General features: G+C 69.0%; 25 protein-coding genes. 12 read left to right on the top strand and 13 right to left on the bottom strand.

Annotated elements, in window-relative coordinates; translation table 11 throughout:
• Positions 1 to 142 precede the first annotated feature (142 nt).
• Genes ABIC28_RS10695 through ABIC28_RS10675 form a run of 5 tightly spaced genes read left to right on the top strand, consistent with a single transcriptional unit; the run spans position 143 to position 2110 of the window.
• A complete protein-coding gene (locus tag ABIC28_RS10695; protein ID WP_097212933.1) occupies positions 143 to 337 on the top strand; it encodes a CbtB domain-containing protein in 195 nt (64 codons plus the stop codon).
• Positions 338 to 388: 51 nt separating this feature from the next.
• Positions 389 to 814 carry an SH3-like domain-containing protein gene (locus ABIC28_RS10690; protein ID WP_097212932.1) on the top strand — a complete coding sequence of 142 codons (426 nt, stop codon included), beginning with the start codon at positions 389 to 391 and terminating at the stop codon, positions 812 to 814.
• Positions 811 to 1107 carry an SH3-like domain-containing protein gene (locus tag ABIC28_RS10685; RefSeq protein WP_332112614.1) on the top strand — a complete coding sequence of 99 codons (297 nt, stop codon included), beginning with the start codon at positions 811 to 813 and terminating at the stop codon, positions 1105 to 1107. Before ABIC28_RS10690 ends, ABIC28_RS10685 begins: the two co-directional genes overlap by 4 nt.
• A complete protein-coding gene (gene scnC / locus ABIC28_RS10680) occupies positions 1104 to 1784 on the top strand; it encodes a thiocyanate hydrolase subunit gamma (RefSeq protein WP_077042974.1) in 681 nt (226 codons plus the stop codon). The genes ABIC28_RS10685 and scnC overlap by 4 nt, the downstream gene beginning before the upstream one ends.
• Positions 1781 to 2110, top strand: a complete 330-nt coding sequence (locus ABIC28_RS10675; RefSeq protein ID WP_097212930.1) for a ScnB — start codon at positions 1781 to 1783, stop codon at positions 2108 to 2110. Before scnC ends, ABIC28_RS10675 begins: the two co-directional genes overlap by 4 nt.
• 25 nt (positions 2111 to 2135) lie before the next feature.
• On the opposite strand, the gene ABIC28_RS10670 is transcribed toward ABIC28_RS10675, so the two are convergent.
• Positions 2136 to 2570, bottom strand: coding sequence for a PaaI family thioesterase (locus ABIC28_RS10670; protein WP_097212929.1), 435 nt, complete (start codon positions 2568 to 2570; stop codon positions 2136 to 2138).
• A gap of 59 nt (positions 2571 to 2629) precedes the next feature.
• Here ABIC28_RS10670 and ABIC28_RS10665 point away from each other — a divergent pair, with 59 nt between their 5' ends.
• The 4 genes from ABIC28_RS10665 to ABIC28_RS10650 all read left to right on the top strand — a co-directional run bounded on the left by ABIC28_RS10665 (position 2630) and on the right by ABIC28_RS10650 (position 5535).
• The gene (locus tag ABIC28_RS10665; RefSeq protein WP_354578770.1) at positions 2630 to 3244 is read left to right on the top strand and encodes a TetR/AcrR family transcriptional regulator; all 615 of its coding nucleotides are present in this window, start codon (positions 2630 to 2632) and stop codon (positions 3242 to 3244) included.
• Positions 3231 to 3953 (top strand): HD domain-containing protein, encoded by a 723-nt coding sequence (locus ABIC28_RS10660; protein ID WP_354578768.1) that lies wholly within the window; start codon positions 3231 to 3233, stop codon positions 3951 to 3953. Before ABIC28_RS10665 ends, ABIC28_RS10660 begins: the two co-directional genes overlap by 14 nt.
• Before the next feature lie 27 nt (positions 3954 to 3980).
• On the top strand, positions 3981 to 4613 hold the full coding sequence (locus ABIC28_RS10655; protein WP_354578766.1) for a nucleoside/nucleotide kinase family protein: 633 nt from the start codon (positions 3981 to 3983) through the stop codon (positions 4611 to 4613).
• A 97-nt stretch (positions 4614 to 4710) separates the two neighbouring features.
• A complete protein-coding gene (locus ABIC28_RS10650; protein ID WP_354578764.1) occupies positions 4711 to 5535 on the top strand; it encodes a CPBP family intramembrane glutamic endopeptidase in 825 nt (274 codons plus the stop codon).
• On the opposite strand, the gene ABIC28_RS10645 is transcribed toward ABIC28_RS10650, so the two are convergent.
• A complete protein-coding gene (locus tag ABIC28_RS10645) occupies positions 5509 to 6957 on the bottom strand; it encodes an FAD-dependent oxidoreductase (RefSeq protein WP_354578762.1) in 1449 nt (482 codons plus the stop codon). The genes ABIC28_RS10650 and ABIC28_RS10645 overlap by 27 nt on opposite strands.
• A 109-nt stretch (positions 6958 to 7066) precedes the next feature.
• On the opposite strand from ABIC28_RS10645, the gene ABIC28_RS10640 reads away from it, so the two are divergent.
• Together ABIC28_RS10640 and ABIC28_RS10635 are read left to right on the top strand one after the other, a co-directional pair.
• The gene (locus ABIC28_RS10640) at positions 7067 to 7687 is read left to right on the top strand and encodes a TetR/AcrR family transcriptional regulator (RefSeq protein ID WP_209927730.1); all 621 of its coding nucleotides are present in this window, start codon (positions 7067 to 7069) and stop codon (positions 7685 to 7687) included.
• Between the two features lie 68 nt (positions 7688 to 7755).
• Positions 7756 to 9012, top strand: a complete 1257-nt coding sequence (locus ABIC28_RS10635; RefSeq protein WP_354578760.1) for an esterase-like activity of phytase family protein — start codon at positions 7756 to 7758, stop codon at positions 9010 to 9012.
• Positions 9013 to 9085: 73 nt separating this feature from the next.
• Here the strand turns inward: ABIC28_RS10635 and ABIC28_RS10630 are convergent, their stop codons facing one another.
• From ABIC28_RS10630 to ABIC28_RS10580, 11 genes are all read right to left on the bottom strand, one after another.
• Entirely contained in the window at positions 9086 to 11638 is a 2553-nt protein-coding gene (locus ABIC28_RS10630; protein ID WP_097212923.1) for an ATP-dependent Clp protease ATP-binding subunit, read from the bottom strand.
• Positions 11639 to 11941: 303 nt separating this feature from the next.
• Positions 11942 to 12877: an esterase/lipase family protein gene (locus tag ABIC28_RS10625; RefSeq protein WP_097212922.1), complete on the bottom strand. Its 936-nt coding sequence runs from the start codon at positions 12875 to 12877 to the stop codon at positions 11942 to 11944.
• Between the two features lie 104 nt (positions 12878 to 12981).
• Complete coding sequence (locus tag ABIC28_RS10620) at positions 12982 to 13326, bottom strand: histone-like nucleoid-structuring protein Lsr2 (protein WP_097212921.1); 345 nt, start codon at positions 13324 to 13326, stop codon at positions 12982 to 12984.
• Between the two features lie 119 nt (positions 13327 to 13445).
• Positions 13446 to 14957: a lysine--tRNA ligase gene (gene lysS, locus ABIC28_RS10615; protein ID WP_209927733.1), complete on the bottom strand. Its 1512-nt coding sequence runs from the start codon at positions 14955 to 14957 to the stop codon at positions 13446 to 13448.
• Between the two features lie 22 nt (positions 14958 to 14979).
• Positions 14980 to 15402, bottom strand: a complete 423-nt coding sequence (locus ABIC28_RS10610) for a rhodanese-like domain-containing protein (RefSeq protein ID WP_209927735.1) — start codon at positions 15400 to 15402, stop codon at positions 14980 to 14982.
• On the bottom strand, positions 15399 to 15965 hold the full coding sequence (locus ABIC28_RS10605) for a cysteine dioxygenase (protein ID WP_097212918.1): 567 nt from the start codon (positions 15963 to 15965) through the stop codon (positions 15399 to 15401). The genes ABIC28_RS10610 and ABIC28_RS10605 overlap by 4 nt, the downstream gene beginning before the upstream one ends.
• Positions 15966 to 16133: 168 nt before the next feature.
• Complete coding sequence (locus ABIC28_RS10600; RefSeq protein ID WP_354578756.1) at positions 16134 to 16949, bottom strand: type III pantothenate kinase; 816 nt, start codon at positions 16947 to 16949, stop codon at positions 16134 to 16136.
• Positions 16950 to 16951: 2 nt separating this feature from the next.
• Positions 16952 to 17392 (bottom strand): aspartate 1-decarboxylase, encoded by a 441-nt coding sequence (panD, locus tag ABIC28_RS10595; RefSeq protein WP_027500490.1) that lies wholly within the window; start codon positions 17390 to 17392, stop codon positions 16952 to 16954.
• A 51-nt stretch (positions 17393 to 17443) separates the two neighbouring features.
• Positions 17444 to 18358 carry a pantoate--beta-alanine ligase gene (gene panC / locus ABIC28_RS10590; protein WP_354578753.1) on the bottom strand — a complete coding sequence of 305 codons (915 nt, stop codon included), beginning with the start codon at positions 18356 to 18358 and terminating at the stop codon, positions 17444 to 17446.
• Positions 18355 to 19281 carry a Rossmann-like and DUF2520 domain-containing protein gene (locus ABIC28_RS10585; protein WP_354578751.1) on the bottom strand — a complete coding sequence of 309 codons (927 nt, stop codon included), beginning with the start codon at positions 19279 to 19281 and terminating at the stop codon, positions 18355 to 18357. Before ABIC28_RS10585 ends, panC begins: the two co-directional genes overlap by 4 nt.
• A gap of 130 nt (positions 19282 to 19411) precedes the next feature.
• A complete protein-coding gene (locus tag ABIC28_RS10580) occupies positions 19412 to 20428 on the bottom strand; it encodes a DUF6779 domain-containing protein (protein ID WP_354578749.1) in 1017 nt (338 codons plus the stop codon).
• 177 nt (positions 20429 to 20605) lie between these two features.
• On the opposite strand from ABIC28_RS10580, the gene ABIC28_RS10575 reads away from it, so the two are divergent.
• On the top strand, positions 20606 to 22921 hold the full coding sequence (locus tag ABIC28_RS10575) for an ATP-binding protein (RefSeq protein WP_209927739.1): 2316 nt from the start codon (positions 20606 to 20608) through the stop codon (positions 22919 to 22921).
• The last annotated feature ends 2 nt before the right edge of the window (positions 22922 to 22923 follow it).

Here is a 22923-nt window from a genome sequence, read left to right as displayed (position 1 = left end):
ACTCCGCGGAAAAGCCGGGATCGGCGCGGAGCCGCGGTGTAGCCTCAGATTGCGGTGAACGTGATGGGGATCACTCCCCCGCGCCGCGGGCACACGCCGAGCTTCAGCTGGATCACGGGACGTCCCGTCACCAGGAGGAACCATGGCCCTAGTCCATTCACCAAGCGGGACAGCGGAGTCGCTGCGCGCGATCACCCTCGTCGTCGGCGTGATCCTGCTCGCGCTGCTCACCCTCTACCTGGTCGGATTCGACCAGGGAGCGATCTCACGCACCGGCATGTACATGCACGAACTGATGCACGACGGCCGTCACCTGCTCGGCTTGCCCTGCCACTAGCCGAAGCAGCGAACACGATCGGCAAGAGGCTCACGAACGACGGAGACCTCGATGAGTTCACCGAACAGTTTCGACGCACTGCAGACTCGGGTCGCGGATATCGCACCGGTCTACCGCAATCCGCTCGACTCGCCCTACGAGCTCTCCAACGAGATGTTCGCGGCGTTGCGGCACGTCCTCCACGACGTCGGCGGCCAACCCGACCTCCCGATCGAGTACGAGGAGAAGGTCGAAGAGCCCTGGGAGATGAGCACGTACGTCACCTGCGAATGCCTGGGCTGGCGCGGCGTGTGGAACTCCGAGGAGCGGCGCCGGGCGGAGAACGACCTCGGCGCGACGCTCTACTTCGGACTCCCCTACTACGCCCGTTGGGCCACCGTCGCCGCGAAGACCCTGATCAACAAGGGTCTGATCACCCCCGACGAACTGTCGGCCAAGCTGGACGAGGTGCGGGCACGGACCGAGGCGGCGTCATGACGAAGTTCCAGATCGGAGACCGCGTCACCGTCAAGGACGCGACGTCGATGTTCCACACCAGAACCCAGGCGTACACCCGCGGCCGGACCGGGGTGGTGGTCGAGCACCGCCCGGAGTGGGTGATCCCCGAGGACGAGGCGTGGGGACGCGAGGACGGCCGCAAAGAACCCTTCTACGTCGTGCGGTTCCTGCAGCGCGACCTGTGGCCGAAGTACACCGGATTTGACGCCGACACCCTCGAGACCGAGTGCTCGGAGCGGTGGCTGGAACCCGCCGAGGAGGAGCCGAAGTGAGCCAGACGCACGATCACCACGCACCGATCCAGGAGTCAGGAGAGATCAGCGAGTTCGAGATCCTGGAGACCGCCGTCCGGGAACTGGCGATCGAGAAGGGCCTGTTCTCGGCGGAGGACCACCGGCGCTTCTCGGAGTGGGCCGAGTCCGTCGGTCCCGCTGGCGGATCGCGGCTGGTGGCCAAGGCCTGGACGGACCCCGAGTTCAAGGCACGTCTGCTCGCCGACGGCACCGAGACCTGCAAGGAGGTCGGCATCGACTGGCGGGATCCGACCGGGTCCGGGACCCCGAGCGACTACACGTACTTCTACGTCCTGGAGAACACCCCGACGGTGCACAACGTGATCGTCTGCACCCTGTGTTCCTGCTACCCGCGGCCGGTGCTCGGCATGTCGCCGGACTGGTACCGGACCCCGAACTATCGGAGGCGCCTGGTCCGCTGGCCGCGAGAGGTGCTCGCGGAGTTCGGATTACACATGCCACCCGAGGTCGAGGTGCGGGTGCACGACTCGAACCAGAAGTCGCGGTTCATGGTGATGCCGATGCGACCCGAGGGCACCGAGGGGTGGACCGAGGAACAGCTCGCCGCCATCGTCACGCGCGACACCATGATCGGGGTCGCGCTACCCCAGGTCGACTGGACCGCCTCCGAGCCCCCGTCGAAGGTCGGTGCGTGATGAGCGACGGATACCGCGTGCTGTTCGACACGCTCGAGCCCGGATCGCGGCGCGAGTCGAGCCTGCCCGAGCTGGACGGGAAGCCCGCGCCGTGGGAGTCGAGCATGCAGGCCACCTGCGAATGCCTGTCCTGGCGGGGGGCACTGGACAACCTGGAGCGACGCGAGGCCGAGGACGAGCTCGGCGAGACCATCTACCTCGATTTCCCGGTCCGGGCACGCTCGGCGGTGGTGACCGCGCACGCCCTGCTGGACCTGGGCATCATCGACCAGGAAGAGCTGCGGTCGAAGATGGAGGCGGTGCGGGAACGGTTCGAGCGCGAATGACGCCACCGGCGAGAATCGCCGCCGTTCAGCCGACCTGATACGTCCCCATGCCCCTGGCCACCAGCGTGCCCCCGGCCGTGGTCACGATGTCGACGGAGCAACTGCTCAGTCGACGGCCCTGCCGCACTCGCGTTCCGATGATGTCGACGTCCTCGGCGAACGCCGGCTCCAGGAACTGGATCGACATGGCGACGGTGACGCCCCGCAGCTTCTCGGGGACCCTCGGCCCGGCCCACGCCGCGGCCATGATCCCGATGTCGATGCACCCCGCGAGCGCACCGCCGTGGACCATCTCGCCGACGGTGACCAGGTTTTCGCGGAACGGCATGCGCAGGCGTGCGTGCTCGTCGCCGATGTCGACGAGCTCGATACCGAGGTGCTGCACGAAGGGCGAATGCGGCAGGAACAGCCGCATCGCCTCGGAGCCCGTGGTGGGTGCCTGGATTGTTGCCTCGGACATGACCTCACCCCTTAATCAGAGTTTGACTACGTTTTCGGAACTGTACTACGGTTTCTGGCATGAGCCTAGACCCGCCGGCCGACCGCAGGCGCCGCCGCACACACACGGCCGTCCTCGACGCCGCGGATCTGCTGTTCACCCGGGACGGCTACCGCGCGACGAGCGTCGATGCCCTGGCGAACGAGGCGGATGTCGCGCTCAGCTCCATCTACGCGAACTTCCCCGGCGGCAAGTCCGACGTGTACGCCGCCCTCGCCTGCCGCACGGCGAGCGAGCACGCGGAGGGCATGCGCGAGGCGATGACCGGCGACACCGCCGAGGACCGACTCCTGGCGACCTTCGACGCGTACGTCGCGTTCCATCGCGCCCGACCGCTGGCCTTCCGGATCCTCGGCCTGACGGACGTCGACGACCGGGATTCCGAGATCGTGACGCAGGCCCGAATGCGCATCGACGCGACGCTGATCGGGATCACCCGCGACCTGGTGGCGGTGATCGGTTCGACCGTCCCCGGCACCGAGGAGATCGTGCTGCTGGCGTGGGCGACCGTCAACGGCGTGCTCAGCCTCGAGCTTCGCCACACGATCTCCCGCGCCAGCGCGGATTCACTCATCGAGATGGCCCGGTCGGACGGCGCCCGCAGATTGAAGGAGTCGGCACATGCTCAGAGGTGAACTGGGCCGGGCCGACCGGCTCCGGATCATGCTGCAGGCGGCCACCATCCAGACCCGCGCGCTGCCAAGCCAATTGGCGAGAGTGCCGAAGTCCGGCCCGGCGACCCCGGCGCTGATCGACCTGCCCGGTTCCGCCCTTGCCAGGGAGGCCCTCGAGCACGCCCGCGAGCTGCTCAGCCCCGGCGTCCTCGCGCACAGCCTGCGATGCTGGCAGTGGGCCATGCGATTTCGCGCGGTGGACGGCCTCGAACCCGACCCCGAGGCACTGTTCGTCGCGTGCGTCCTGCACGACACGGCACTGGGCGCGCCCGCCGACGCGCACGTCGGCTGCTTCGCGCTGCTGGGGGCCGACGAGGCCAGGCGGTTCGTGGTCGCCCGCGGCGCCCCCGCCGCCTCGGCGGAGACGGTGGCCACCGCGATCGCGCGTCACATGGACCCGCGCACGCCCACCGGGCACGGCCCCGAGGCCGCCCTGCTGCACGACGCCGCCCACCTCGACGTCGCCGGGTATCGGGTCCGGGACCTGCCTCCGGACGTGCTGCGCTCCGTCATCGCGGCACTCCCCCGCGACGGGCTGGGCGCGGAGTTCGGCGAGCTGGCCAGGCACGAGAGCCGGGTCAGGCCCCGATCGACGGTCGCCGTGCTGTGGCGCAGCGGGATGCGGATCCCCCTCCGCCTCAACCCCCTCGACCGGCTCGGAGTCGACTGACCGCGACGACGGCATAGCGTGCTGTTCATGATCCTCGACGACGATCCGAGAACCGCGGCGCCTGCCGGCGGTGCCATCCGGATCGTGGTGCTGGCGCGCGCAGCCCACCGGAGGAGGCCGCGGAGGCGGGGGCCGGTCCTGGTCGGCATCGACGGCCCCTCGGGCGGCGGGAAATCCGCCCTCGCCGAGCATGTCTCCGCGGCACTCGGCGATGCGCCGGTCGTCCGGATGGACGACCTGTACCCCGGCTGGGACGGCCTTGCCGCAGCCGTTCCCCGGCTGGTGCGGTGGGTACTCTCCCCCGCCGGGCGCGGCCGGGTCCCGCGCTATCGGCGCTACGACTGGCATCGCAGCGGATACGCGGAGTGGCGCGCGGTCCACCGCCATCGATACCTGATCGTCGAGGGCGCCGGCGCGACGACCGGGCGGGCGCGGGGGTACTACGCGGTGCGGGTGTGGGTCGACGCCGACCCGGACGAGCGGATGCGGCGCGCCCTGCGGCGCGACGGCGACATGTTCCGGCCGCACTGGGACCGCTGGGCCCGGCAGGAGGCGGCGCTGTTCGGGCGGGACCGGACGCGGCGGGCCGCCCACGTCGTCGTCATCACGAGTACCGGTGCGGCGCCGGGCCTGAAGTCCCCGTCACTGGGCCCACGGTAGGAGACCGGCGGGACCAAGATCAGTTCCGGGGTGGATGCCCCCGGAGGGGTGCCCGCGCGAGGCTGAGCCGGTCGGTCTCCCGAAAGAAGGTCCCCGCGTGTTCCCACGCCTGCCCGATCGCACCGCGTCGATCGTCTACATCGTCCTGGTTCTGGTGGTCGCGCTCGGCACCGCGAACATCGCCGAGGGACTGCTGCTCGCCTTCTCGCCACTACTGGTGGTTCTGGTCATGATGCTGGTCGTCACGCGGGAGGGCTACCGGCGCGACGGGTGGCGCCCGCTCGGCATGACCCGCCTCGGCCTGCAGTACTGGCCTTTCGCGCTGATGGCCACCGCGGGCGTATCGGCACTCGCGATCGTCGGCGTCGCACTGGCAGGCACCGGGAGCCTCACCGCCCCTTCCGGGGACTGGCTGCAGTCCTCGCTCGTCCTCTGCATCACGGGGCCGATCCTCGCGTTCGCCGAGGAGATCGGCTGGCGGGGATACCTGCAGCCGCGCCTTGAGTTCCTCGGCGAGCGACGGGCGATGCTCGTGGTGGCCGTGGTGTGGATCTGCTGGCACCTCCCCTACATCCTGCTGACGCCGTACTACCACGCCGAGGGGCAGCGCGCCCTCGTGCTCGTCCTGTTCGGCGGCACGGTGGTCGCGTTCTCATTCCTGTTCGGCTACCTGCGCATTCGCTCCGGCAGCGTGTGGCCGGCCGTCCTCGCGCACTTCGCGCACAACGCCTCGTTCGCGGTTCTCGCCACCTACGTGATCACCACCGACCGCCCCGTCGTGGTCAACGAATACCTGGCCGGGGACACCGGCCTGTTCGTGCTGGTCGGCACCGCCGCCTGCGCGATCGCGCTCGCGCGACGCGGGGCGACCGTCAACGGGGATCCCGCGGAGCGCTCAACACTGACGTCCGGGCGAGGGTGACCCCGTCCACGCACGCAGCGCCGTGCGCCAGCCACCGTCACCTGCCGTGGTCCCGACCCACGCGATGTATCCGTCGGGGCGCACCAGCAGATCGGGCCCGGCGTCGGTTCGTTCGGCTTGGAGGACGTCGGCATCGCAGCGGGTCGCACCGCGACGACGGACGAGCACGAACCCAGGGGTGCGTTGCATTTCGGTCAGTCGCCCCTGCCGCAACGGGACCTCGGTGGCGCGGGTGCCGACGAGCGAGTGCTGCCCGCGACCGTGCTGATAGCGCAGGGTGACGCCGGAGAAAGCGCCGGCGATCAGGTTCGAGATCGGCAGGAACTCGAGGACCCTCGGCGCGAGGAGGTCGCGGGCCCACCGCGCCAGGGCCGGCCTCAGCGTCACGGCCCGCATCATCGCGCCGCTCTGGAACAGCACGCGGCGGCCGATCGGGTGTCGCTCGGACTGGTAGGTGTCGAGGATCGCGTCATCGGCGCCGCCGAGAGCCAGGTCGAGTTTCCAGGCCAGGTTGGCGCCGTCCTGGATGCCGGTGTTCATGCCCTGGCCGCCCATCGGGGAATGCACGTGGGCAGCGTCGCCCGCCAGGAACACGCGTCCGTGTCGATAGTTCTCGACCTGCCGCTCGTCGCAGTGGAACCGCGACCGCCAGCTGATCTCGGCGACGCCGACCGTATGGCCAAGGGTCCGGCCGAGCACCTCCTCGACCTCCCCTGACTCCACCCCGGCGCTGTCCGGGAGCTGATGGTTGCGGTCCCACGTCACGGACCGATACCAGCCGTCGTCGCCGTACGGCACGAGGAACGCGAACTCGTTCGCGGTGCTGCCGAGTACGGGCCCGCCGCCTCCTGGGCCGTTCTCGAGACGGACGTCCGCGAGGACGACGGACTCGAGGACGGTCTTGCCGGGGAACGGTGCGCCCAGCAACTCGCGAACGGTGCTGTGGGCGCCATCGGCACCGACGACGTAACGGGCCCGCCAGGCTCGGGTGGTGCCGCCGCCCTTGGGCCGAGCTGTGACGGTGACACCGTCGGCGTCCTGTTCCAGGCCAACGACTTCGGTACCCCGGTGAATGACGGCGCCCTGCTCGCAGGCGTACCGCAGGAGGGTCTGATCCATATTGGTCTGCGGGGTGATCAGGGCATACCGGTATCGCGACGGCAGCCGTGCCAGGTCGAGTGTCGCGTCTGCGAACAGGTGCACCACGGAAATAGTGGTGCCCAGTTCGAGCAGACCGTCCGCCAGGTTACGGCTGTCGAGCACCTCCAGCGTGCGGGCCATCGTCGCGAATGCCCGGCTGGACGGATTGATCTGCGGCCAGCGTTCCAGGACGGCGACCTCGCGTCCGGCGCGGGCCAGATCACCGGCGATCGTCATGCCCGTCGGGCCACCGCCCACCACGACCACATCGACCTGTTCCATGACTCGCGCTCCCCGCTATGTCACCGACTGTTGACATAAACGGTACGCCGCTCCATCCTTCAAGTCCACGCTCGGTGACTTATCCGATCGTGCGGGATAGGTTCGGGGAATGAGCAGCACGAGCGTCGGCAACACCGGACCCACCCGCGCCAGGAACGCCGAACAGACCCGCGCGGACATCCTCGCCGCGGCCCGAGCCCGCTTCGCCGCGGACGGATTCGACCGCACCACCCTGCGGGCCGTCGCGGCAGACGTGGGAATCGATCCCGCGCTGGTGATTCGCTACTTCGGCAGCAAGAAGGACCTTTTCGCGGCCGCCGCCCACGTCACGCTCGACTTCCCGGACCTGCGCGGCGTGCGACCCGACAGGCTGGCCGAGGTCCTGCTCCCCCGCTTCTTCGCCGTATGGGAGGGCCAGAGCACATTCCTCGCCCTGCTCCGCTCGGCGATGACCAGCGACAGCGCCGCGGCCACCATGAGAGCGGTCTTCGTCACCCAGGTGACGCCCGCACTGTCGGTGGTCACACCCGACGAACCCGCCCGGCGGATCGGCATGGTCGGCTCATTCATCATCGGTCTGGCCACCGCCCGCTACGTGCTCGCCACCCCCGGGATAGCCGAGGCCGGCCACGCCGAGATCACGCGGTGGGCGGGTCCCGTCATCGAACATCTCCTGACCGGTCCGGCACCGGACGAACGGACGGACGAGATCACGACCCGACCGAGATGACCCGCCACACCCCGATGTTCGCCCGGCCGACGGCTGGTGGTCACCCGGCCGCCCTAGGTTCAGCCCTCATGCGCACTCACACAACCATGTTGACCGCGGCGGCCGCCGCGGTCCTCGCCGCCGTCGCGGCCGCACCCGCCTCCGCCGCGCCGCCAGCGGCGCCGATCGTGAAGTCGTCCGCGACGCTGCCCGCCACCCCGCTCTCCGACGTCCAGAAGCAGATCGCCGACGACCGGGGCGTCAATCTCGGCGGCATCGGCAGCGGCATCTTCCCCATTGGTGGAAACGAGTACTGGACCGTCACCGATCGCGGGCCGAACGGCGAGGTGAAGGTGGACGGCTCGGACCGCCGCACCTTCGTCGTCCCGGAGTTCACCCCCGCGCTGGTCAGGATCCGGGTCGTGGGCGACCGCATCTCCGTCCTCGAGACCCTGCCGTTGACCACCCCCGCGGGCGCGCCCGTCACCGGCCTGTCGAATCTCCCGCGCGACGAGAAGCCGTACGCCGCCGATGCCGCCACACCGCTCCCGCTGAACCCCAACGGACTCGACACCGAGGGCGTGGTCCGGACCCCGGACGGCCATTTCTGGCTGGTCGACGAGTACGGTCCCTCCATCGTCGAGGCCGACGCCAAGGGCCGCGTCGTCGCCCGGCACGTACCCGCCGGTCTCGAGGACGACTACGTCGCGGCCGGTGTCGCGTACCCGGTGACCGGCAGCCTCCCCGCGGGCCTGGCCGACCGGAAGGCCAACCGCGGCTTCGAGGACATCGCCCTGCTGCCCGACGGCCACACCGTCGCCGTCGCGCTGCAGAGTTCGCTCGTGGTCAGCGGCGACAAGGACCGCACCGTCACCGAGCTGCTCACCTTCGACACCGCGACCCGTGCCACGGTGCACGAGTTCGGCTACCAGTTCGACGACCCGTCCACCTTCGCCGCGGGCACCAGGGGCCGCGACCTGAAGATCTCCGCGCTGATCCCGCTGTCGCAGACCCGGGTCCTGGTCGAGGAGCGCACCGACACCGAGGCCCGGTTCCACGCCGTGGACCTGGACCCCGGCCGCGCGCTGATCACCAGCGCCGACAAGACGCTGTTCGCGAACCTCGCGGGCGTCGCGGGCGTGCCCGGCAAGATCGAGGGCGCCGCGATGCACGGCAACCGGCTGATCCTGATCTCCGACAACGACTTCGGCTTCGACGGCACCCGCGCCTATGCGGCAGGCGAGAAGGTCGCGGACAGCGGCATCGAGACGGTACTGGTCGAGGTGAATATCGACGACGGCGGCGGATCCTCGGATCTCCCTTTCCCGGTGACGCCGCTCTCCTGAACCGCGAATTCCGCCTGAGACACGACAACGCCCCGCGAGCTCTCGCTCGCGGGGCGTTTGTCGTACGTGAAACCTAGTCTGCGGAACCGCCCTCGACGGGGGCCTCACCGGCACCCGCCAGCGCCTCCGCGGGCGAATCGGGCACCTTGACCGGCTTCGGACTACCGGTGAACGTGAACTTCGCGTCCTCGCCGGCGCTCTCGCCGTCCCAGCCCTCGACGTCGACCAGCACGATCTGGCCGGCACCGAGCTCGTTGAAGAGGATCTTCTCGGAGAGCTGGTCCTCGATCTCGCGCTGGATGGTGCGACGCAGCGGCCGCGCACCCAGGACGGGATCGAACCCGCGCTTGGCGAGCAGCGACTTCGCCTGCTCGGTCAGCTCGATGTCCATGTCCTTGTTCTTCAACTGCTTCTCGACGCGGCCGATCATCAGGTCCACCATCTGGATGATCTGATCCTTGGTCAGCTGGTGGAAGACGATGATGTCGTCGATGCGGTTGAGGAACTCGGGCCGGAAGTGCTTCTTGAGCTCATCGTTGACCTTGAGCTTCATCCGCTCGTAGTTCGACTCGTTGCCCGTGCCGGAGGTGAAGCCCAGCCCGACGGCCTTGGAGATGTCCGCGGTGCCCAGGTTCGAGGTGAAGATCAGCACGGTGTTCTTGAAGTCGACCGTGCGGCCCTGACCGTCGGTGAGACGGCCGTCCTCGAGCACCTGCAGGAGGGTGTTGTAGATCTCCTGGTGCGCCTTCTCGATCTCGTCGAACAGCACCACCGAGAACGGCTTGCGCCGGACCTTCTCCGTGAGCTGGCCGCCCTCCTCGTAGCCGACGTACCCGGGAGGGGCACCGAACAGCCGCGAGGCGGTGAAGCGGTCGTGGAACTCGCCCATGTCGATCTGGATGAGCGCGTCGTCGTCGCCGAACAGGAAGTTCGCCAGCGCCTTCGACAGCTCGGTCTTACCGACACCGGACGGGCCGGCGAAGATGAACGAACCGGACGGACGCTTCGGGTCCTTCAGGCCTGCACGGGTGCGGCGGATCGCCTTGGAGACCGCCTTGACGGCGTCCTCCTGGCCGATGATCCGCTTGTGCAGCTCGTCCTCCATGCGGAGCAGACGGGTGGTCTCCTCCTCGGTGAGCTTGAACACCGGGATGCCTGTCCAGTTGCCCAGGACCTCGGCGATCTGCTCGTCGTCGACCTCGGCGATGACATCCAGGTCACCGGAGCGCCACTGCTTTTCCCGCTCGGAGCGCTGGGCGACCAGCTGCTTCTCCTTGTCGCGGAGGTTCGCGGCCTTCTCGAAGTCCTGCGCGTCGATCGCGGACTCCTTCTCCCGGCGCGCGTCGGCGATCTTGTCGTCGAACTCGCGCAGGTCCGGCGGCGCGGTCATCCGGCGGATGCGCATTCGGGCGCCCGCCTCGTCGATGAGGTCGATCGCCTTGTCCGGCAGGAAGCGGTCGTTGATGTACCGGTCGGCCAGGGTGGCCGCGGCCACCAGCGCGCCGTCGGTGATCGAGACGCGGTGATGCGCCTCGTAGCGGTCCCGCAGACCCTTGAGGATCTCGATGGTGTGCTCGACCGTCGGCTCGCCGACCTGGACCGGCTGGAACCGGCGCTCGAGGGCGGCGTCCTTCTCGATGTACTTGCGGTACTCGTCGAGGGTGGTCGCACCGATGGTCTGCAGCTCGCCGCGAGCCAGCTTGGGCTTGAGGATCGAGGCCGCGTCGATGGCGCCCTCGGCCGCACCCGCACCGACCAGCGTGTGCAGCTCGTCGATGAACAGGATGATGTCGCCGCGGGTGTTGATCTCCTTGAGCACCTTCTTCAGGCGCTCCTCGAAGTCACCGCGGTAGCGGCTGCCCGCGACAAGGGAACCCAGGTCGAGGGTGTACAGCTGCTTGTCCTTGAGCGTCTCGGGGACCTCGCCGTTGACGATTGCCTGTGCCAGGCCCTCGACGACCGCAGTCTTGCCGACGCCCGGCTCGCCGATGAGGACCGGGTTGTTCTTGGTCCGGCGGCTGAGCACCTGCATGACCCGCTCGATTTCCTTCGAGCGGCCGATGACCGGGTCGAGTTTGCCCTCGAGGGCGGCCTGGGTCAGGTTCCGGCCGAACTGGTCGAGGACCAGCGACGTCGACGGGGTGCCCGCCTCGCCGCGGGTGCCGCCCGCCTCGGAGGGTTCCTTGCCCTGGTAGCCGGACAGCAGCTGGATGACCTGCTGACGGACCCTGTTCAGGTCGGCGCCCAGCTTGACCAGCACCTGGGCTGCCACGCCCTCGCCCTCACGGATGAGGCCGAGCAGGATGTGCTCGGTGCCGATGTAGTTGTGGCCGAGCTGCAGCGCCTCGCGCAGGCTCAGCTCCAGCACCTTCTTGGCGCGCGGGGTGAAGGGGATGTGACCGGACGGGGCCTGCTGACCCTGGCCGATGATCTCTTCCACCTGGCTGCGCACGCCTTCAAGGGAGATACCCAACGACTCCAGCGACTTCGCCGCCACGCCCTCACCCTCGTGGATGAGGCCGAGCAGGATGTGCTCTGTGCCGATGTAGTTGTGGTTGAGCATCCGGGCCTCTTCTTGGGCCAGGACAACAACGCGCCGCGCGCGGTCGGTGAACCTCTCGAACATCGCTCTCCCTCACGTTCTTCTTGGGGTAGATCCCTACACGGAATCCACGAGCCGCACCTCTACTCTAGTGGCCAGTGGTACGACCTGCGCCGCCTCCATCCCATTCACTGCGGGACAGTGTGCCTGCTTACTGGTCCTAACGCAGCAGCCAGGGGTTTCGTTTCCCGTCAGCTCTACGCCAGCAGCGAACAGGGGCAGATGCGGCATCGGCCGCACACCTTTTCCCAAGATCGCACAGCGATTGCACACCCAACGCGTGTGCGACCTTGTCAAAAGGTGTGCGCAGTGGATCGGGAGAAGGACTCAGCCGGCGATAGGCGGCACGAAGACGCAGGGCACCTCGCGCTGATGCGCGGGATCGAGGGCGTTGAGCACCATCGTCCGCGCGCGCCGCTCGCCCGCGATCGAGAGGTGGTCCGAGTAGTCCTGTTCGCAGCCGTCCTGCACGACGATATTGGTCGCCTGCGGCCCCGGCTCGATGCCGGAGGTGTACGGAACCACGATCTCGTCGTAGCGGGTGACGATGTTGGTGTACTCGATACCCGGCACGTACAGGCCGCCGGACCGCATGCGGTCAACGAACGCCGAGCCGTGCATCATCTCGGGACATGCCTTGCACGCAGGGAACCCGAGCTGGAATTCGTCGTCGACGCCCAACCCGCGCAGCGCGGCGCCGAGGCTGAACCCGTCGACCCCGTAGGTGCCGTCCCACGGCGGCGCCAACGAGACGATCCGGCCGACCTTGGTCGCCCCGCCACCGAACTTCACATAGTTGTTGGCCACCACGGTGCCCTGGGAGTGGCCGACCAGGTCCACCTTGTCGGCGCCGGTCGCGGCGAGCACCAGGTCCACGAACGCCGCGAGCTGCTCGGTGCTCTCGTCGATGGGGAGCATGCCGCCGATCCCGCTCAGCGGCGCCGGGAGGTCGGCGAAGTTGCCATAGGTGATGGCGAAGACGCAGAAACCCTCGTTCGCCAGCATCGGCGCGTACGCGGCCCAGTTGGTCTGCCGATTGCCCGCGGTGCCGTGCACCAGGACGACGGGTGTGGGATGTTCCGCGGTCGGCCGGCACGACCAGTCATTGCTGCCGGGCGCCGATCCGCCCGGATTGGTCAATTCCGGCATGACGCCGGAAAGAAAGGTATCGGGCTCGGGGAGGGGCGCTGCGCCCGCGGCGCCTGTGCTCCAGAACAACGCGGCCGCCGAAATCAATGAACCGATCACAATTCGCCAGCGCATGACACTCCCCCTCAAGTTGCTCCCTCGTCCGCCCGCCCGATCGCGAGGCTAACAGCCTGCATGCGATGGGGCGGGCGAAACGAGAGCACAAAACTTCGGGAAGATCAGTTGGCTTTGTTGTACGCCTCGGTGATTTCCGCCGAGATACGACCGCGGGCCGAAACCTTGTGGCCATTGCGCCGCGCCCACTCGCGAATCGCCGCACTCTGTTCGCGGTCGATCGCCACCCGACTCTTGCCGCCTGCTACCGCGGTCTTGGCCCGCCGACGCCCGGTGGACCGTCGTGCGTGGGAAACCCAAACCTCAAGCTGCTCGCGCAGTTTTGCGGCATTCGCTGACGACAGGTCGATCTCGTAGGTGACGCCGTCGAGACCGAACTCGACCGTTTCGTCGGCGGCCGCTTCCTGGTCCACATCATCGATCAGGGTGACGGTGACCTTTTTCGCCATGGATCGAGTTTCCTTTCAATGAACTGCAATTTTGCGCTTCCCCGCGCCGGCTGCGACGAGTCTACGCCCATTCCGACGGACGCAATACCGGAGAAAAGCAAATTAGCAATTGAAAGAGGTCAGCGAGCCGAGGGTCGCACAATTGGGAAGAGGATAGTTTCGCGGATACCCAATCCCGTCAACGCCATCAACAGGCGGTCGATCCCCATCCCGGTGCCCGTCGTGGGCGGCATTCCCTGCTCCATCGCGGCGAGGAACTCCTCGTCCAGGGCCATCGCCTCGTCGTCGCCGGCCGATGCCAGCCGCGCCTGGTCGACGAACCGCTCGCGCTGGATCACCGGGTCGACGAGTTCCGAGTAGCCGGTGGCCAGCTCGAACCCGCGCACGTAGAGGTCCCACTTCTCCGTCACCCCCGGCTCACTGCGATGCTGACGGGTCAGCGGCGAGGTCTCCACCGGGAAGTTCCGGACGAAGGTGGGCGCGAAGAGCTGGTCGCCGCACTGGTGCTCCCACAGCTCCTCGACGAGCTTGCCGTGGCCGTAGCCCTTGTCCTTGGGCACCTCGAGTCCGACCTTCTCCGCGAGGGCCAGCAGTTCGTCGACGGTCGTCTCGGGGGTGACGGACACCCCGATCGCCTCGGACAACGACGGGTACATCTCGAGCGTCTTCCACTCGCCGCCGAGGTCGTACTCGGTGCCGTCCGCGAGCGTCACCAGCTGGGTACCGAACGCGGCCTGCGCCACCTCCTGGATCAATTCGCGGGTCATCGTCGCGGAATCGTCGTAGGTGCCGTACGCCTCGTAGGTCTCGAGCATCGCGAACTCCGGCGAGTGCGTCGAATCGATGCCCTCGTTGCGGAAGTTCCTGTTGATCTCGAAAACCTTCTCGATACCGCCGACGACGCATCGCTTCAGGAACAGTTCCGGGGCGATACGCAGATACAGATCGATGTCGAGCGCATTCGAATGGGTGATGAACGGGCGCGCCGCGGCGCCGCCCGCCAGCGTCTGCAGCATCGGGGTCTCCACCTCGAGGAACCCACGCCGCTCGAGCGCGTTGCGCAGCTCACGGACCACCGCGACGCGCTTGCGGGCCATCTCCCGCGCCTCGGGCCGCACGATCAGGTCGGCGTAGCGCTGACGGACCCGCGACTCCTCGTTCATCTCCTTGTGCGCGACCGGCAGCGGACGCAGCGACTTCGAGGCGATCTGCCAGGCGTCGGCCATCACCGAGAGCTCACCGCGGCGAGAGCTGATCACCTCGCCGTGCACGAAGACGAAGTCGCCCAGGTCGACGTCCGACTTCCACGCGGCCAGCGCGTCCTCGCCTACGGAGGCCAGGCTGATCATGGCCTGCAGCTGGGTGCCGTCGCCCTCCTGCAACGTCGCGAAGCAGAGCTTGCCGGTGTTGCGGACGAAGATCACCCGGCCGACGACGCCGACCTCGGTGCCCGTGGCCGTGTCCGGCTCCAGGTCAGGATGCTGCGCGCGCACCTGTGCGAGCGAGTGGGTGCGCGGCACCGAGACCGGATAGGCCTCCTGCCCCTGCGCCAGGATCCGGTCCCGCTTCTCTCGGCGGATCCGGAGCTGCTCGGGGGTGTCATCGGCCGGCTGGATTGCTGCATCACTCACGGGTGACCAGCATAATGCGCCCTCAGTGAGCGGCGACGGCCGCGGCCTCCCGAACGTAGTGCCGGGCCCTGGTTGCGACGCCGAGCAGGCCCGCGGAACGGAGCGCCTGGTACCCGCCGACGAGGTCGGTGGCCCGGTGCAGACCCAGTTCCTGCAGCGCCGCGGCCGCCAGGCTGGACGTGTAGCCCTCCGAGCAGACCACGATCCACTCGACGTCGTGGTCGGCGGCCAGCGCGATGCGCGCGCTGCTCGCCGGGTCGAGGCGCCACTCGAGCACGTTCCGTTCGATCGCCAGCGCGCCCGGCAGCGCGCCCTCGGCGGCACGCTGGGCCTGCGGCCGGATGTCGACGATGATCGCGCCGCGGGCGACGGCCTCGGCGACCTCGAACACATACATGCGGCGGTAGCTGCCGCGGGCCTTCTCGAGCATCTCGTCGATGGTCATGCCGACTGTCCTTCCGGGAGATCGGTCAGCTCGGTGCGGGTACGCCGCAGGGTGCCCTGATCGGTCACCTCGTAGTAGGACATCGCCGAAAGCGGCGGCGAGTAGGCGTGCACGCTCAGCGTCGGAGCGGTCGGACCAACAGCGTCGCCGGGGGCCTGCATGACGTCGTGCACCCAGCCGAGCGGGAACGAGGCCTGATCGCCTGCGTCGAGCGTGCGGTACTTCAGTTCACCGCCGCTCCAACGATATTCGGCCAGCACACCGCTCAGCACGGTGAGCGCGCCGAGCGATCCGGCATGGTCGTGCAGTTCGGTCGCGAGGCCGGGAGCCCAGCTGATCAGCCAGACGTCGACGTCATCGTCGGCGTGCAGGCGGGTGGACCAGCGCTCGTCCGTCGGCCACGACCCGGTACCGGGCAGCAGATCGGCGAAGCGGCCGTCGAGCACGTCCTGCGCGCCCTGGTCGGTGATGCGCAGCAGGTCGGCCGGCCGCAAACGGCTCGGCGAGGACAGCGCGTTGACTGGTGATGGCACCAAAGAAGAGACCACAGATGTGGAAAGCATGGGAGAGACTCCAGGAGGGTGAATTGGTCAAGGCCGTTGTGACGTGCCTCAACGAATCGAGGCGGCGTTCAGCCTCGACAACACTCCTGAGCAACCATGCGGCGATTCACGGCAACCAGTGTGGCACAGAACTCCGGATTGGCAAACCCTCCGGCCATCGGCTGGCTGTCAGCCGACCGGCGGGTGCTTCGCGGCCCGTCGGGCCTGGTTGCGCTCGTAGACGATCCGCAGCCCCTCGAGCGCGAGGTCCCGTTCGATGTGCGCGATGGTCTCCGACTCCGGCATCACCAGGGGGGCGCTCTCCCCCGTGGCGATCACGTTCACGTCGTTGCCCGCGAACGCAGGCACCTCGGCGCGCACCCGTCGCACCAGACCGTCCACCAACCCGGCGAACCCGAAGATCGCCCCGGCCTGCATGCACTCGACGCTGTTCTTGCCGACCACCGCCCGCGGACGCACCAACTCGAACTTCCGCAGCGCCGCCGAGTGCGAGGCGAGTGCGTCCGTCGAGGTCTCCAGACCGGGCGCGATCGCGCCACCCAGGAACTCGCCCTTCGCCGAGACCACATCGACACAGGTCGCGACCCCGAAGTCCACGACGATGCACGGTCCCCCGTAAAGGTGGTGCGCGGCAAGACTGTTGACGATCCGGTCGGCCCCGACCTCCTTGGGGTTGTCGACCAGCAGCGGCACCCCGGTTCGCACACCGGGCTCGACCACCACGTGCGGGACGTGCTCCCAGTAGCGGGACAGCATCACCCGCAGTTCCCGCAGCACCGACGGAACGGTCGACAGCGCCGACACACCCACGATCTGGTCCACACTCTCGCCGAGCAGGCCCCGCAGCATCCAGGCCAACTCGTCCGCCGTCATCCGCGGATCCGTGCGCATCCGCCAGTCCCGCACCAACTTCGAGTGGTCACCCGCGCCGGCGAACAACCCGAGTGAGATGTTGGTGTTGCGGACGTCGACGGCGAGCAGCACGGCTACACCAGCGCCGAGGCGTCTTCGAGGGTGGAGAGCATCCGCGGCGTGATCAGGCCCGAGCCCTCGGGGGCGTGCGCCGGGTCGGCACCGAGCTCGATGGCCTTGTTGTCGGCGTCGACGAAGACCACACGCGGCTGGTAGTCGCGGACCTCCTGCTCGTTCATCACGCCGTAGGCGATGAGGATGACCAGGTCGCCGGGATGAACCAGATGCGCTGCCGCACCATTGATCCCGATCACCCCGGAGCCACGCTCACCCGCGATCACGTAGGTCTCGAGGCGGGCGCCGTTGTTGATGTCCACGATGCACACCTGCTCGCCCTCGAGCAGGTCGGCGGCGTCCATCAGGTCCTGGTCCACGGTGACCGAACCGACGTAATGCAGGTCGGCGTGGGTCACGGTGGCGCGGTGGATCTTCGACTTCATCATGGTGCGAAACATGTTGTGTCCTTCGGGTCTGGCTGGAAATCAGGGTCGGAAGAGGGGGCGCTCTTACCCCGCCGCTGTCGTCTGCGTGGTGCGGGAATCCTCTTCCCGTTCGAGGAATCTGGTGCCGACGGCGACGCCGACGTTGTCGATCAATCGGGTGTTACCGACCTTGGCCGCGACGAGCAGCCGCCCGTCCCCGCGCTCGGGCGCGGGTCCCAGGTCGACGCCACGGACCTCGAGGTAGTCGACCTCCACCTCCGGGGTCGTCGCCAGCACCTCGCGGGCGGTGGTGAGGATCGCCTCGGCTCCACCGGCCGCCGCGTGCGCGCCCGCCACCAGCGCGGCGGAGATGGTCGCGGCCACGGTGCGCTGGGCCTCGTCGAGGTACCGGTTCCGCGAGGACAGCGCGAGGCCGTCCTGCTCGCGCACCGTCGGGACGCCGTAGACCTCGACGTCCAGGTTCAGGTCGCGGACCATCTGTCGGATCAGCGCGAGCTGCTGGTAGTCCTTCTCACCGAAGTACGCGAGGTTGGGTCCGACGATCTGGAACAGCTTGTTCACGACGGTCAGCATCCCGGCGAAGTGCGTCGGGCGGCTGGCGCCTTCGAGCTCACTGCCCAGAGGACCCGGGTGAATCATGGTGCGCCTGCCCGCCGGGTACATCGCGGCCGCCGACGGTGCGAACACCAGCTCCACCCCGGCCTCGCGCAGCAGTTCGAGGTCCCGATCCAGGGTGCGCGGGTACGCGTCGAGATCCTCGCCCGCACCGAACTGCAACGGGTTGACGAAGATGGACACCACCACCACGCTGCCGCGCAGCTTGGCCTGGCGGACGATCTCCAGGTGACCCGCGTGCAGCGCGCCCATGGTCGGCACCAACGCCACCTGGCGCCCGACGCCGCGCAGCGCCTTGGTGACCTTGGTCAGCTCGGCGGGTTCGTGGTGCACGGTCAGTTCACCGCGTGTGTAGCCGTTCACGAGCGGCCCTCCAGGATCTCGATCAGTTCGGGCTTGGACCCGGTCCGCTGAGCGGACCGGAGCGAGAGGGCGCGGTAGCCGGCCGCGATCCGGGGGTCGACGTCCTCGAGGACCCGGAGGTGGGTCGCGACGGCCGCGGCGTCGCCGCGGGCCACCGGCCCGGTCAGCGCCGCCGGACCGCGCCGCAGCGCGTTGTCAAGGGCGGCCGACAGCAGCGGGCCCAGCACCCGCTCGGCCACCCCGTTGGGCTGGTCGTCGACGAGCTGCTGGCCGAGGAGTGCGTCCCCCGCCAGGGCGACGCGGAGCGCGGCGACGGCGTCCACGACCAGGGTGACCAGGTGATTGCTGCCGTGGGCGAGAGCCGCGTGGTACAGCGCACGGGCCTCCTCGCGGACCCGGACGGGCTCCCCACCGATCTCGAGGACCAGGGACTGCGCGATCGCGTAGCCGATCTCATCCGCCGCGGTGATACCGAAACACGCGGAGGACAGCCGCGCGGTGTCCTCGTCGTGCCCGGTGAAGGTCATGGCGGGATGGATCGCCATCGGCAGCGCGCCGAGGGCGGTCAGCGGCTCGAGCACACCGACGCCGTTGGCGCCCGAGGTGTGTGCGACGAGGGTGCCTGGCTTGACGGAGCGAGTGGCGGCCAGGCCGCTGACCAGCCCAGCGAGCTCTGCGTCTGGGACGGCAAGCAGCAACAGCTCGCAGCGCGACGCCACCTCGGCGGCGGGCAGGATCTCGGTCTCGGGAAGTCTGGTCTCGGCCCGGCGAATCGACGCGTCGGACACCGCGGAACAGGCGACGACGATGTGGCCGACGCGCTCGAGCGCGGCACCGATCGCCGTTCCCACGCGTCCCGCCGAGACGATTCCGATGGTCAATCGTGCGGGCGCGGGGTCTTGAGTGATCTCGGAGGAGGTCACCGTTGTCCTCTCGTTCGTTCCAGTCCCGCAGGGCGGGTACCAGACGTTCACAGCGAGGATAGCCGCCGCGCCGGGACGGCCGCCATGGCGGAACAGAGTGATCTAGGGCACGCCCCCTGAGGGGATCGGCTCAGTCGCGACGACGACGACCGGACCTCGGCCCGTCCGTCTCGGGCTCCGGGGTCTTCATGTTCGCCATGATCTCGGCGACCGAGAGCCCCGTCGAGTGCGCGCCTGCAGGAACGGCCTGCTCACCCTCGGCCTCGGCCGCGGGCTCCGACTCCGCTGCGCGCCGCCGCGCCCTGCGGGACGAGACCTCGTCCGTGGGCGTAGGCGTGGGCTCGGGCGACGGCCCCGGCTCGGGCACCGGAACGGGCTCCGGTTCGGGCAGCGGTGCGGGTTCCGGAGCGGGCGGCACCGGCTCGGGAACCGGGATCGGAGGCACCGGCTCGGGCGGCGGCTGCGTCGCGGCGGGCTGAGGGGCCTGGCGCGGTGGGGGCACCTGCCTCGGGATCGGGAACGCCTCTGCCGAAGCGGCGGGCTCCGGCTCGGGCTCGCCGACGACCATGACCTCTGCGGTGACCGGATCGTCGTCCGGTGTGGCGAACGTCGGCCTCGCGCCTGGGGTGGCCGCGTACGCGGGGTCGGGGGTGAACGTCTTCGGCCGCGCCGGGCTCGCCAGCTCCGGGATCCGGCTGGCATCGGCCTGCAGCGCGACCCGGTCGACCGGCAGCCTGCCCTCGAACAACACCTCGAGGCTGCCGCGCAGCGCCGCCAACTCCGCCCGCAGGGCCGCGATCTCGGAGACATCGAGATTCGCCTCATCGCGGACCTTGGCCTCGACGCCCATCTCGTACTCGCGCCTGGCGGTGATCTCACGCTCGAGCTGCAACTCGTACACAGTCTGCAGATCGCGCACCTTCGCCTTGTCGGCGGCCGACTCGCGGCGGTACTTGGTCATCGCGATGGCCGCGATGACCGCCGCCCAGAGTGCGACGACCAGGCCGACACGCAGCAATTGGACGCTGTTGCTGAAGATCATGAACAGGCTCGCGATCACCGCCAACGCCACCAGCGCGGCGACGAACATCTGGCTCGTGCTGCGCTTGTACCGCCGAAGCGAGCCCGCGCGACCAGAAACCGTCATGCAGCCGAGGATAGCCGTCCGGACCGACCACCCGCCGTCGCAATGGGCCGAGCCCGTGTCCGGCCGGAGCGGACTCGGTGGAATTCGGGAGGGATGTCCTGAGCTGAGACGACCCGGGGATGTGCGGCCGAACGGTACCGTAGCCAGAGGGGACCACGAGACGAGAGGGACGGTGCGATGCCGCCCGCCACCCGGGCCAAGGTCATCGGGAACCTACCCATCGAACCGACGAGCTTCGTCGGGCGTCGGCCCGAACTCGCCGAGGCCAAACGGCTGCTCTCTGTTGCCCGATTGGTGACACTGACCGGGATCGGCGGCGTCGGGAAGACCCGTCTCGCACTACGGGTGGCGGAGGACTCGCGTCGCGCGTTCGAGGACGGGGTGTGGCTCGTCGAGTTCGGGGAGCTCCAGGACGAGGCGCTGGTACCCGACACCGTCGCCACCGCGTTGGGCCTCCGGGAACATCCGGCGCACCCGCCGCTGGTCCTGCTGACCGAGTACCTGGCCACCCGCACCCTGTTGTTGGTGCTGGACAACTGCGAGCACCTGATCGACGCGGTCGCGAAGCTCACGGATTCCCTACTCCGGTCCTGCCCGGACCTGCGGATCCTCGCGACGAGCCGGGAACCGCTCGTCATCGGCGGCGAGGCGGTGCTGCGGGTGCCCGCGCTGACGGTCCCCGATGCCACCCCGACGCCGCAGGCCCTGGCGGGCTCCGAGGCGGTGACACTGTTCGTCGAGCGCGCCGCCGCGGCGCTGCCCGGCTTCGCTCTCACCGAGGAGAACCTGGAGGCCGTCGCACAGATCTGTCGTCAGTTGGACGGGTTGCCGCTACCGATCGAGTTGGCCGCGGTGCGACTGCGGGCGATGACCGCGGAGCAGATCCTGGACCGGCTGACCGACCGGTACCGGCTGCTGACCACCGGCAATCGCGGCGCGCCGACACGACTGCAGTCGCTGCAGATGAGCATCGACTGGAGCCACGAGCTGTGCACGGAGACCGAGCAGGTGCTGTGGCGCCGGCTCTCGGTGTTCGCGGGCAGCTTCGGGCTGGATGCCGCCGAAGGAGTCTGTGCGGGCGGGATGGTCGATCCGCGCGACCTGCTCGACGTGCTGGCCTCGCTGGTGGACAAGTCGATCCTGATCCGCGAGGAGGCAGGCGCCGCGGTGCGGTACCGGATGCTCGAAACCCTCCGCGAGTACGGGCGCGAGAAACTGCACGAAGCGGACGAGTTCGATGACCTGCTCCGGCGGAACAGGGACTGGTACGAGGGGCTGGTGCTGGGAGCACGCTCCGAGTGGATCGGCCCCCGACAGCCGGATCTGATGGTCCGTATCGCCAGGGAGCAACCGAATCTGCGCGAGGCCATGCAGTTCAGTGCGACCGAGCCCGGCGGGGCGGACCACGCCCTGCGGATCGCCATCGCCCTGTTCCCGTTCTGGCTCTCCCGTGGCCTGCTCAGCGAGGGGCGATACTGGCTCGACCGCGCACTCGGCCTGCCCGGAGAGGTCCCGACCGCCCATCGGATCAAGGCGCTGTGTGCCGACTGCCTGCTCACCAGCAACCAGGGCGACATCGCCGCAGGGACGGCACAGGCGGAGGAGGCGCTCCAGCTCGCCGACGAACTCGGCGATCCGGGCACCCGCGCGCTCGTGATGCACGCTGCCGGGTACCTGGCCGCCTTCAGCGGTGATCTCCCCCGCGCGGTGGCCTGTCTGGAGGAGGCCCTCGAGGTCTTCCGCACGCAGGGGAATCCCATCCGACAGATCTCGACCCTGCTCGGACTCGCCGTGGCGTACGGGTTGCTCGACGATGCCGCTCGTGCCATCGAGTACCAGGAACAGGCCCTCGCGATCAGCGAGGCCACCGGCGAGTTCGTCTACCGCGCCTACGCGGTCTGCGCCCTCGGGCTGGCGCTGTGGAAGACCGATCCGCAGCGGGCGGACGGGCTGCTCGAGAAGGGCCTGCGGCTCTCCCGTGAGGCCGACGACATGCTCGCGACCGCGATGTGCGTGGAGGCCAAGGCATGGACGGCCATCGTCACGGACCGGGCCCGCCGTGCCGCGCTGCTGTTCGGCGCGGCGCGGACCATGTGGCAGCGGGTGGGTAGCCCGGGAGCGGTGGTCCCGAAGCTGGAGTCGTACCACGAGGAGTGCGAGCGACGGACCCGAAGGGCGCTGGGCGAGCAGGCGTTCGAGTCGGCCTTTCGCAGCGGCGAGCGCTGGACGGCGCAGGAGACGATCGCGTTCGCGCTCGGGGAGGACCTCGGCGAGGAGAATCCGCAGCCGGCGGGTGCTGCGACGGCCCTGACGCCGCGCGAACTCCAGGTCGCCGAGCTGGTCGCGCAGGGCCTGACCAACAAGGCCATCGCCGCCAAGCTTGTGATCGCGCAGCGGACCGCGCAGGGACACGTCGAGCACGTGCTGGCGAAGCTGGGATTCAACTCCCGCACGCAGATCGCCGCATGGGTGGTCGAGCGTCAATCCGGCTGAGC

This window comes from Rhodococcus sp. PvR044, from assembly GCF_040548995.1.
Taxonomy (GTDB): domain Bacteria; phylum Actinomycetota; class Actinomycetes; order Mycobacteriales; family Mycobacteriaceae; genus Rhodococcus_G; species Rhodococcus_G oryzae.
Note: the sequence above shows the minus strand (reverse complement) of the source record. Positions and strands in the feature narration are given on the sequence as shown.

Bases quoted from the DNA above. Each gene is read 5' to 3' on its own strand.
- ABIC28_RS10640 (WP_209927730.1), top strand. From the start codon at position 7,067: ATGAGCAGCACGAGCGTCGGCAACACCGGACCCACCCGCGCCAGGAAC.
- ABIC28_RS10630 (WP_097212923.1), bottom strand. From the start codon at position 11,638: ATGTTCGAGAGGTTCACCGACCGCGCGCGGCGCGTTGTTGTCCTGGCC.
- ABIC28_RS10575 (WP_209927739.1), top strand. From the start codon at position 20,606: ATGCCGCCCGCCACCCGGGCCAAGGTCATCGGGAACCTACCCATCGAA.
- ABIC28_RS10655 (WP_354578766.1), top strand. From the start codon at position 3,981: ATGATCCTCGACGACGATCCGAGAACCGCGGCGCCTGCCGGCGGTGCC.
- panD (WP_027500490.1), bottom strand. From the start codon at position 17,392: ATGTTTCGCACCATGATGAAGTCGAAGATCCACCGCGCCACCGTGACC.
- ABIC28_RS10635 (WP_354578760.1), top strand. From the start codon at position 7,756: ATGCGCACTCACACAACCATGTTGACCGCGGCGGCCGCCGCGGTCCTC.
- ABIC28_RS10625 (WP_097212922.1), bottom strand. From the start codon at position 12,877: ATGCGCTGGCGAATTGTGATCGGTTCATTGATTTCGGCGGCCGCGTTG.
- ABIC28_RS10660 (WP_354578768.1), top strand. From the start codon at position 3,231: ATGCTCAGAGGTGAACTGGGCCGGGCCGACCGGCTCCGGATCATGCTG.
- ABIC28_RS10620 (WP_097212921.1), bottom strand. From the start codon at position 13,326: ATGGCGAAAAAGGTCACCGTCACCCTGATCGATGATGTGGACCAGGAA.
- ABIC28_RS10685 (WP_332112614.1), top strand. From the start codon at position 811: ATGACGAAGTTCCAGATCGGAGACCGCGTCACCGTCAAGGACGCGACG.
- ABIC28_RS10690 (WP_097212932.1), top strand. From the start codon at position 389: ATGAGTTCACCGAACAGTTTCGACGCACTGCAGACTCGGGTCGCGGAT.
- ABIC28_RS10610 (WP_209927735.1), bottom strand. From the start codon at position 15,402: ATGACCATCGACGAGATGCTCGAGAAGGCCCGCGGCAGCTACCGCCGC.
- ABIC28_RS10605 (WP_097212918.1), bottom strand. From the start codon at position 15,965: ATGCTTTCCACATCTGTGGTCTCTTCTTTGGTGCCATCACCAGTCAAC.
- ABIC28_RS10670 (WP_097212929.1), bottom strand. From the start codon at position 2,570: ATGTCCGAGGCAACAATCCAGGCACCCACCACGGGCTCCGAGGCGATG.
- ABIC28_RS10695 (WP_097212933.1), top strand. From the start codon at position 143: ATGGCCCTAGTCCATTCACCAAGCGGGACAGCGGAGTCGCTGCGCGCG.
- ABIC28_RS10665 (WP_354578770.1), top strand. From the start codon at position 2,630: ATGAGCCTAGACCCGCCGGCCGACCGCAGGCGCCGCCGCACACACACG.
- ABIC28_RS10580 (WP_354578749.1), bottom strand. From the start codon at position 20,428: ATGACGGTTTCTGGTCGCGCGGGCTCGCTTCGGCGGTACAAGCGCAGC.
- ABIC28_RS10645 (WP_354578762.1), bottom strand. From the start codon at position 6,957: ATGGAACAGGTCGATGTGGTCGTGGTGGGCGGTGGCCCGACGGGCATG.